Raw genomic sequence first — 9308 nt, 5'->3', positions numbered from 1 at the left:
CGGCACCATCGATCAGGCCTCGCTCAGTGCGGTGCTCGCCGGCACGGTGACCAAGACCTACAACGGCAACACCACCGCCAGCCTTGCCTCCAACAACTTCACCCTCACCGGTGTCGTCGGCTCGGACGATGTCGAGGTCTCGCCGACTAGCGGCACCTATGCCACCGCCAATGCAGGCACCGGCATCGGTGTCTCCGTCTCCGGCCTGACGCTCACCGGTACCGCCGCCGGCAACTACACCCTCACCACCACCTCGCTCTCCGGCAATATCGGCACCATCAATCAGGCCTCGCTCAGTGCGGTGCTCGCCGGCACGGTGACCAAGACCTATAACGGCAACACAACCGCCAGCCTCGCCTCCAACAACTTCACCCTCACCGGTGTGGTGGGATCGGACGATGTCGAGGTCTCGCCGACCAGCGGCACCTACGCCACCGCCAATGCCGGTACCGGCATCGGCGTCTCTGTCTCCGGCCTGACGCTCACCGGCACCGCCGCCGGCAACTACACCCTCACCACCACCTCGCTCTCCGGCAATATCGGCACCATCGATCAGGCAGCTCTTTCCATCACGGCATCCAATGCCGCAAAGGTCTACGGGCAGGTGGCAACCCTGTCGGGCTTCACCGCGTCCGGACTCCAGAACGGTGAGACGATCGGCTCCGTGACGTTGACGAGCGCCGGCCAGGTCGCGACCGCTGGGGTCGCAGGAAGCCCCTATGCCATCATTGCAAGCAACGCGACCGGCGGGACCTTCGACGCCAGCAACTATGACATCACCTACAACGATGGCGCGCTCGTCGTTTCCCCGGCGATCCTGACCGCGACAGCCGCCACGACAACCAAGATCTACGGCGCCGCCGTGCCGGTGCTCGGCTACTCGCTCTCCGGCTGGCAGAACGGCGACCAGGCTACCACCACCACGACCGGGGTCGTCGTCTCCACCACCGCCACCACCGCTTCCGGTGTCGGCAGCTACCTGACGACTGCCTCGGGTGGCACCATCACCGGCGCCGCGGCTGCCAACTATGTTCTCGCCTACGCCACCGGCACGCTCGCCGTGAACCCGGCGGCGCTGACGGTAACCGCCTCGAACGCGAGCAAGACCTATGGCGCTGACATCACGCTGAACGGTTCGTCCGGCTTCACCGTCGCTGGTCTCGTCAACGGCGACAGCGTGACCTCCGTCTCGCTCTCGAGCAGCGGATCCACGGCCACAACCGGCGTCGGGACATACGGCATCGCCGCCTCCGACGCGCAGGGCTCGGGCCTTGCGAATTACACCATCGCCTATGTCGACGGCGTCCTGACGGTGAACCCGGCTGCACTCCTCGTCACCGCAACCAACGCCACCAAGACCTACGGCAACGGACTGACGCTCGACGGCATGACCGGCTTCACTGCCGTTGGCCTGCTCAACAGCGACAGCGTGGCGTCCGTAACGCTTGCAAGCAGCGGCACGGCAGCCACCGCAGGGGCCGGCAGCTATGGCATCGTCGCCTCGAACGCCCTAGGCTCCGGCCTTGGCAACTACACCATCACCTATGTCGAGGGCACGATGACGGTGACGCCGCGCCCAATCACGGTCGCGGCGAACGACGCGACCATGACCGCCGGCAGCGCCATCCCGCCGCTGACCTGGACCATAGCCCTCGGCAATCTCGTGAACGGCGATACGCTGACCGGCGGGCTGGCGACGTCCGCGACGTCTTCGTCCACCGCCGGCAGATACCCGATCCTGCAGGGCACACTTGCCGCCTCGGTCAACTATGATCTCACCTATGTGCCCGGCACGCTGACGGTCCGGCAGAACAACAGCCAGACGCCACAGGAGATCGTGACGCTCATTACGGCTTCCACTCCGACCAGCCGGTTCGTGCAGACCTCGGCGTCGTCGGCCGGCGTGGTGTTCGATACCGGCTCGACGTCCGGCTCGGATACCGGCAACGGTAGCGGGGCCAGTTCGGCCGCTGAAAGCACCGGCAGCCAGGCGACGCCCGGCGAAGGTTCGGACTCCGGTTGCACGGGCGGCGCGACGGCCAGTGCGTCCTGCACAGCCACGCCGCATCCTCAGAACACACGCGTCGGACGTTTCCTGCGGTTCTCGAGGCTGCAGTAACAACGTGCGCCGGGTCGCGGGGCGCTCCCGTGACCCGGGCTGGGGCGGCAGCACCGTCGCCGTGAGGCGTGTTACGCCTCGATCACGGTCACGCCCGCTGCCGTCAGCGGGTCGGTCATGTCGGATGGAACGCCCGGCTCCATCACAATCGTGCTTATCTCCACGACCGGCACGACCTGGTAGGGCGATGCCGCGCCCAGTTTCTCCCGCGTCGCCAGGACGATGGTTTCGGCCGCCTGACGCGCAATCAGGCGCTTGATGGCCGCCTCCTCCCGATCTCCCGTGGTGACGCCGGTTTCGGTGTGAATGCCGGTCGCGCCCATAAAGAACAGATCGACGCGAATGCGGGAGATCGCCTCCACGCTCGTCGCCCCGACAGCGACGATGGAATGCTTGAAAAGCCGTCCTCCGACGAGTTCGACCTCCACCATGGGATGGCGGGCGAGTTCCACAGCGATGCTCGGGCTGTGCGTCACGATGACGGCCTTGAGATCGGGTGGGAGCTGGCGCGCCAGCTGCACGTTCGTGGTTCCGCCGTCGAGAAACACGATCTGACCGGGCTGAATCATGCGGGCGGCGGCGCGCCCCAGGCTCTCCTTGATCGAGAGCCCGCTTCGCTCACGCGTGCCGAAATCAACAACCGCGGGCGAGCTCGGCAAAGCGCCGCCGTGCACGCGCTGCAGGCGGCCCTCTGCCGCCAGTTCCCGCAAGTCGCGCCGGACTGTGTCCTCCGATACGCCCAGTTGCTGGCTGAAGTCCTTGGCCACAAGGCGCCCGTCGCGACGCAGCACCTGCAGGATCAGCGCCTTGCGCTCCGATGTCAGCATCTCGCCTCGAATTGCACGAAATTCATTGAATCTGCACGAAATTGCACGAAAATTTCGCCTTGTCCAGCAGCAGCGAGGCGAGATGGTGCCGCGCTTTCGAACCCGTAGGGGAACCAACTTGAGCATCGCAGACCGGATCCGCATCGAAGATGTCGTTGTTCTCTCCGATGATTGGCACGTCCTCAGGAAGACGATCTTCTCGTTCCGGCGCAGCGACGGCAGCTGGCAGCGCCAGTCGCGCGAGACATATGATCGTGGCAACGGCGCCACGATCCTGCTCTACGATCCAGACCGTCGCACCGTCGTCCTCACCCGGCAGTTCCGCTATCCCGCTTTCGTCAACGGTCACGACGATCTGCTCATAGAAGCGCCGGCCGGTCTTCTAGACGACGCCGAGCCGGAGGTTCGTATCCGTGCCGAGACGGAGGAGGAGACGGGGTTTCGCGTCCGCGACGTGCGCCAGATCTACGATGCGTTCATGAGCCCGGGATCGGTCACCGAGCGGCTGCACTTCTTCGTGGGCGAATACAGGCCGGGCGACCGGGCCTCGCAGGGAGGCGGCAACGCGACAGAGGGCGAAGATATAGCGGTCATCGAGATCGACATCGACGAAGCGCTGTCGATGATCGAGTCCGGTGCGATCCGCGACGGCAAGACCATCATGCTGTTGCAGTACGCGGCACTGCACCTGTTCGCGCGGTGCGACGCGGTTTGAACGTGAACGCGGCGCCCTCCGGCGGCGAGCCGCGAGGAACCGGCTGTCCTGCGGATTGGCCAGCCGGCTGCGCGTCGTTCCCCGTCTTCAGCCCGCGACCACGCGCTGCGGCACCTACTGGCCACCGCTGCGATGGGCGACGGCCTGTCGATACACCCCCACCCCGAGGTTGAGGAAAAGGTTTGCCGCCATCGCGCCGACGATCATGGAGGACTTCGTCTCCGGCTCTTCCACGAGTCGGCAGGCCTGCATCACGCCTTGGCTGGCCGTACGGCCGCAGAATTGAACCAATGCCAGCCCGTCCCGGCTGTCGTCATCCGCGACGTAGCCGACGATGGCCGTGAAGAGTTGCAGGCCGTAGCACACGGACTCCACCCCGGCCTGAATCATCACGAAACTCTGGTACGCCGGCGGCGTCATGACCGTCTTCAGCTTCTCGTATCGTACGCCATACTGGATCAGCCCGGCCACGAAGATCAGTTCCTGGCAGCTGCGGGTCAACCCGGGTGTCGCTTTGCTGTTGGTCAACGGATTGGTGCCAGCGATGTGACCGACGAACCCCAGCCCCCAGCTGAACCATTGCAGCTTCGTGGCCAGTTGCTGAGCAGGCACCGGGGTTAACGCTGCCGGCGCATCGAGCATTATCGAGACGAAGCTTGCATAGGTCGCCCCGACGTCCTTGATGAACCAGAGCTTGTTGACAAGGTCACCGGATTGCGCCGTCGGAATGTTCACGGCCGGCAGCGTTCCCTTCACCACCTCGCCGATCGGCGCCTGCCCAAACACGATCTTGTAGGTCACCGTGGTCAGGATCGCCGGCGGCAGCAGCGCGATGTCGATGAGGCGGGCGGAGACGTCGACGGTCTTGCCGGTCGCGAGCTTGATCAGTTTGGCGATGAACGGCACCCTGATCCGCATGAAGAGGATGTCGCGGAACGCGCCAATCAGGCCGGCAAGCACATCGATCAGGGCAAGCACGACCGATTTCATTGCAGCCGTTGCCGCTTCGGCAATCCGGATGCAAACGGCGATAACGATTTTCTGAATCTTCTCGACGTCGAGATCAGCCAGACTGAACCCCCTGTCGCCGAAAATCTCGCTGAAGTCGCGGCCGAGATCCTTGCTCAGCGCAGCGAGGTTCTCCAGTTGCTCCTCTGCGAGACGGGTAAAGATGTCGGCGGACTCGTCCGAGGGTGGCAGTTCGATATCGATGATCTGCCGGCCGAGGCTGCTCAACTGGTCCATCACCCACGCGCCGGGGCCGCCGCCCAGAACCTCGTCCTTGACGCCGCCGGGCTTCTGGGCGCGGGCGATCGTTCCCGCGCCGGGCGCAAGGACGGACCGGTCCGAAGGCCGCACACCGAACTCCGCCCCCTTGGCGCGGATCGCGGAAAGAGCGGTGTCGAAGGCCGGGCCCACGACTGTTTTCAGGTTCAGGACCTGCCTTCGGATTGCCACGAGATCGGCATCGATCATGTCCGCGAGCTTGTTCCGGACTGCGATGATGTCGTCCCAGTCAAACAGGAACTTCAGGAAATTCCACGCCTTCTCAACGCCTGTCTTGATGCCGCCCCAGGCCCATTTGAAGAAGCCTCCGATCTCCTCCAGGGTCGACAGCACGAACGATTTGACCTTGCCGGCGATGGTGCAGACGAATTCGACGACGTCACCGACCTTGCGAACGACGAACGACACCGCATCCTTGATGTTGTTCCAAAGTCCTTCGAACAGGTCGGACAACGAGCTTCCCAAACGCTGGAACGCAGCGCCTCCGCTGGCGGCCTCAACCGATAGATGGACAGCGTCCCGCCCCGTCACGGTCTGCAACCCGCCCTTGCCGTCTCCGGCGACGCCCCAGCCGTAGCCGTCGGGCAATGCCGCTGCCGAGATCTCTGATGAGAACGGCGCATCGGCCTTGACGAGCCGCACCCCCGGAACAGCGCCGTCCGTGGCCGTCGCCAGTGTGGCAGCCTGCCTCAACGCTGTAACGAAAGAGTCGACCGCGGCCGTCTGGCCCCCCGAACGATAGTCGTCGCCGAGGAGATAGCCGGTGCCGCTTCCGTCCTTCGCCTTGCGAAGGTCTTCGGCGGTGATCGTCCCGAAGCGCCTATAAAGCGCAGCGCCGGGATTGATGTCGAGGCTGGCGGCGAGCCCGTCGACTTCGATGCGGTAGGTTGCCGGACTGAACGAAACTGCGCGGTTGAAGATCGTGACGCTGCCCTGGAGGCCGGTCGTCACCGTCGCGGCGCGATCCGGGCCGACGGCATAGCTGCGCCCATTGATGACGAGGCAGGACGGCACGGATGCCCGGACCCTCACACGCACCGCCGGAAGCGGCACGCCGGCACCGTCGCACACGCCGAGATTGGTCGCGAAGCAGGTAATCGCGGCGGCCTCCTGCGGGTCGGCGACGCTGATGTCCATCTCCTGCCAGATGCCGGCGGCGTCGCGCCACAGGTGGGCGGCCCGACCACGGCCGTAGACCACCAGCACCGAGCCCGTGAGCGCGCCGTCGCCGTGAGTGGGGGCGATCTCCACCACATCGTCGCGCAGGACCAGAGGCGTTCCCCAATCCGCGTTCGGGCCGGCGCGGGGCACCGTCACAAGCCTGCCATCCTCCAGCAGCGCCCAGGCCGTCGCGGCGCCATCCGGCGACTCCGTCACCAGAAGCCGCTGCACCCTATCGGCAATCGAGGGAGAGATCACCATCTCGATGTCGGCGTCCTCCTGATAGAGGAACTGGGTGGCCGGGATGCGGTGGACACCGTTGCCGCCGATGTAGAGATCGGCACCCACTGCCGGCCGGTCGAGCCCGAGAGCGAGCACCTTGGCACCGTCGGGGCAGCGGAAGGTGTAGACGCTCGTCGTTTCGGGGTTGCCTGCCTGCACAAGCAGCGGCAGCGGCCGGGCGAACAGCGTGCCCTCGCCGCGGCGCGTGGCGGCCCCCAGCACGTGCAGCACGCCGCGCCTCTCCAGCCCTCCGACCTGGAAATCCGAGATGCGCTCGAGATCGGTCGCGACGCTGAAGACGAGCGCGCCGTCGGCGAAGGAGCGGGGAAGATCGCTGCGGATGAGATAGGCGTTCTGCCTGTCGTCGCCCGCGGACAGAACCACCGTCCACACGCCCCGGCCATCGCGCAGCACACGAATGGCATCCACCGCGAGCCCGCCGCGCCGGCCATAGTCGACCCAGGAGATCGCACTCCAGTCCGTCGTCCGACTATCGAGGTCGTAGGCCACGAACACATGGCTTTGCCGGCCGCCGTCTCCGGTTCCGACCGCGACCGCGACCGTCATCCGGTCGTCCTCCGTCCAGGCCGCTCCGAAGGCCTGCACCGGGCCATCCGCCATGGTGGCCAGTCCGGCACTGAGGTCGATGGATTCCCAACTTGCGGACTCCGCGGCGCCACCGGCGGTACGACGCACCAGCGACAGCCTGTTGCGATTGCCCAGGGTCAGCACCATCGGCGCGAGCGGCTGCTGCCGCTGATCGGGAATGGCAATGACGCGGGGCTGAAACCGTCCCTTGGCCGAAAGATCGGCCAAGTCTTCCCGGCCGAAGGTTCGGGCCGGTTCGATATAGTCCATGATTTCCGTGCCGACCGTGAACTGCATCGGTTTGCCGTCGGTATCGACCGCTTCGAAGCGGGTGGTGTTCGAAGGCTGCATGGCGTGCTCCCCTGAGCATGATCCGCCGGAGGGCCGAGCCGGACGGCGGGAACGCGCTCAACCAATGTGAAACAGGTAGCCGTCTCCACGGACTAGGCGCGTGGAGCCGGGCTCGATGCAAAGGGCGCGAACCCCGCGGAACTGCCGCCACAACTTGGCGGCCTCGCGGGACCGCCTCATTTCATCAGCTTGGTCGCCTTGTAGATCACGTCGAGCATGAGGTCGCCGGCCCGCGTGAAGCGTGGGGACGAGAACGTGAAGACCTCCTCGCCAGGCGGGATGAAGGCGAACTTGTCCAGGCCCACATTCAGCTTCTCTATCGACCGCTTCAGCATCAGTTCGATCGCGGAGCGGGAATCCCGCGTGTAACCGCCGGCTTCCTGGCGGTCCCACTCGTTGTTGGTGAATGTGCGCGCAAACCAGTTTTCGTCGGCTGTGGTCTCTGCGACAGGGGTGGCGAACTGAACGGACACGCGTGGAACGATGTTGCAGAAGATCGCACCGCCGCCGACCTCGAAGGCGACGGTTCCCGTGAGCTTCGCCGTCGATGTGGCCTTCGCCCTGGAATTGCGGATCGACATGACACGTTCGCGGTTGAGCATGACCTTCAACTCACCGTCGACGTCGTAGCCGGCCCCCGCTTTCGGCGAGAGCGTCAGTCGCAGATGCTTCTCGAGATGGAGGTTCTTGTCCTCGTCGCCCGTCTTGTCGGTCCACCGGAAGGTCTTTTGGTTGGTGATGGTGATCGCGCTTCCGGCGAGCCCGACCGTCATGCCGTTCAGCAGTTCCGCTTCGGGATGCGGCAACTCCGTTTCCGGATGGAGAACCTCGCCTTGCGCCCGGCGAGCGGCATTGTCCGCGTTCATCCGGGTGTACTCGGCGCCGAAGCCACTGCGCAGACTATCGCTGAAGTGGCCATTGACCATCTCGCCGCGCACCGCCATCACGCCGGCGACCATCGCAGTACGCCCGCTGGTACGCTCCGCGGGAAGCCAAGGCCCAAGCCTGGCGCGCGCGTTGTCGGCCTCGCCGACGGTCGCTGGCAGCGACTTGCCGGAGAAGAACACGCCGAGATAGTCGAGGGTGTTTGGGGGCGAGGATGCCACCTCCGCCGCTCCATGCATGGCGGCGGTCCGCGTCACCTTGAACAGGTAATCCTTGAGGGTGAAGGTCGGCGCACGCTCGAGCGCACGGGGATGCACGCTGGTGCCGAGAATGAACTTGCGTTTCTCGGCCGCTGCCTCGGTGAACATGTGGGCGAGACAGTCCGCCAGCTTCGACTGGGTCGCCGTCGCAATCGTCGGCGGATTCCGGCGCTGGTCCTCGGAGAGTTTCTCGGGATCGGGCTCGATCGAGCGCGAGCGGATCATGTCCGCCGCGGTCAGAGTCAGGAAAAGGCATTCGATCGAGAAGGCGCCTTCGCCGAGGCCATGCCGTGCAATGATCTCGTCGACCCGGCGGGCCGAGGACTGGTCCTGGCGATAGAGTTCGTCGCGGCTGACGACCTTCCGGTCGACCACGGTGAGGAATGTGACGAGCCAGTTGTCGATCTTTTCGACAACCGGATCGTCCTCGTCCAGATATTGCAGCGTGCCGGAGATGATCGGGAAGCTCACCCGGACATCGTTCGGCCCGCCCATCGGTACGAAGAGCGAAATCCGTGGGGCGCCCAGCACGGCGTCGAGAACCGTTCGCGACGGGCTCCCCTTCCTGTTCGGCGGGTTGAGGGAGATGCGGTCGAGGCGGGCACCGTCCTTGCGCCTCAACCAAAGGCTCCATGCCTCCTGCATCTGATGGTTGATGGCCTTCTCCGAGATGGACAGGGCCATGTCGAAATCGGCGAGCCTGTTCTCGGTTTCGGTGAATTGAGCGTGCGAGGACATCGGTTCTCCCGGAGGATCTTTCGGGGGCAATGCCCCCCGAATGCACCCGTTCATGTTGCGATGAGGCACGTTGAGGCGTTCGCTCGCCGCGCGCG

5 protein-coding genes are annotated in these 9308 nt (G+C 65.3%); 2 read left to right on the top strand and 3 right to left on the bottom strand.

The features are described from left to right. On the top strand, nt 1-2119 hold a 2119-nt coding region (locus BUF17_RS23035), incomplete at its 5' end, for a beta strand repeat-containing protein (protein WP_244530960.1). 71 nt (nt 2120-2190) lie between these two features. Here BUF17_RS23035 and BUF17_RS19440 read toward each other — a convergent pair. Further along, a complete protein-coding gene (locus BUF17_RS19440; RefSeq protein WP_073631847.1) occupies nt 2191-2946 on the bottom strand; it encodes a DeoR/GlpR family DNA-binding transcription regulator in 756 nt (251 codons plus the stop codon). 118 nt (nt 2947-3064) lie between these two features. Between BUF17_RS19440 and BUF17_RS19435 the strand changes: the two genes are divergently transcribed. After that, the gene (locus BUF17_RS19435; protein WP_073631845.1) at nt 3065-3661 is read left to right on the top strand and encodes an NUDIX domain-containing protein; all 597 of its coding nucleotides are present in this window, start codon (nt 3065-3067) and stop codon (nt 3659-3661) included. A 114-nt stretch (nt 3662-3775) separates the two neighbouring features. Here BUF17_RS19435 and BUF17_RS19430 read toward each other — a convergent pair whose 3' ends face one another. Further along, on the bottom strand, nt 3776-7276 hold the full coding sequence (locus BUF17_RS19430) for a hypothetical protein (protein ID WP_139282611.1): 3501 nt from the start codon (nt 7274-7276) through the stop codon (nt 3776-3778). A gap of 230 nt (nt 7277-7506) precedes the next feature. Continuing rightward, nucleotides 7507-9213, bottom strand: a complete 1707-nt coding sequence (locus tag BUF17_RS19425) for a hypothetical protein (RefSeq protein WP_073631841.1) — start codon at nt 9211-9213, stop codon at nt 7507-7509. Between the last annotated feature and the right edge of the window lie 95 nt (nt 9214-9308).

Origin of the sequence: Pseudoxanthobacter soli DSM 19599 (assembly GCF_900148505.1) — a bacterium.
In the GTDB taxonomy this organism is placed as follows: Bacteria; Pseudomonadota; Alphaproteobacteria; order Rhizobiales; family Segnochrobactraceae; genus Pseudoxanthobacter; species Pseudoxanthobacter soli.
Note: the sequence above shows the minus strand (reverse complement) of the source record. Positions and strands in the feature narration are given on the sequence as shown.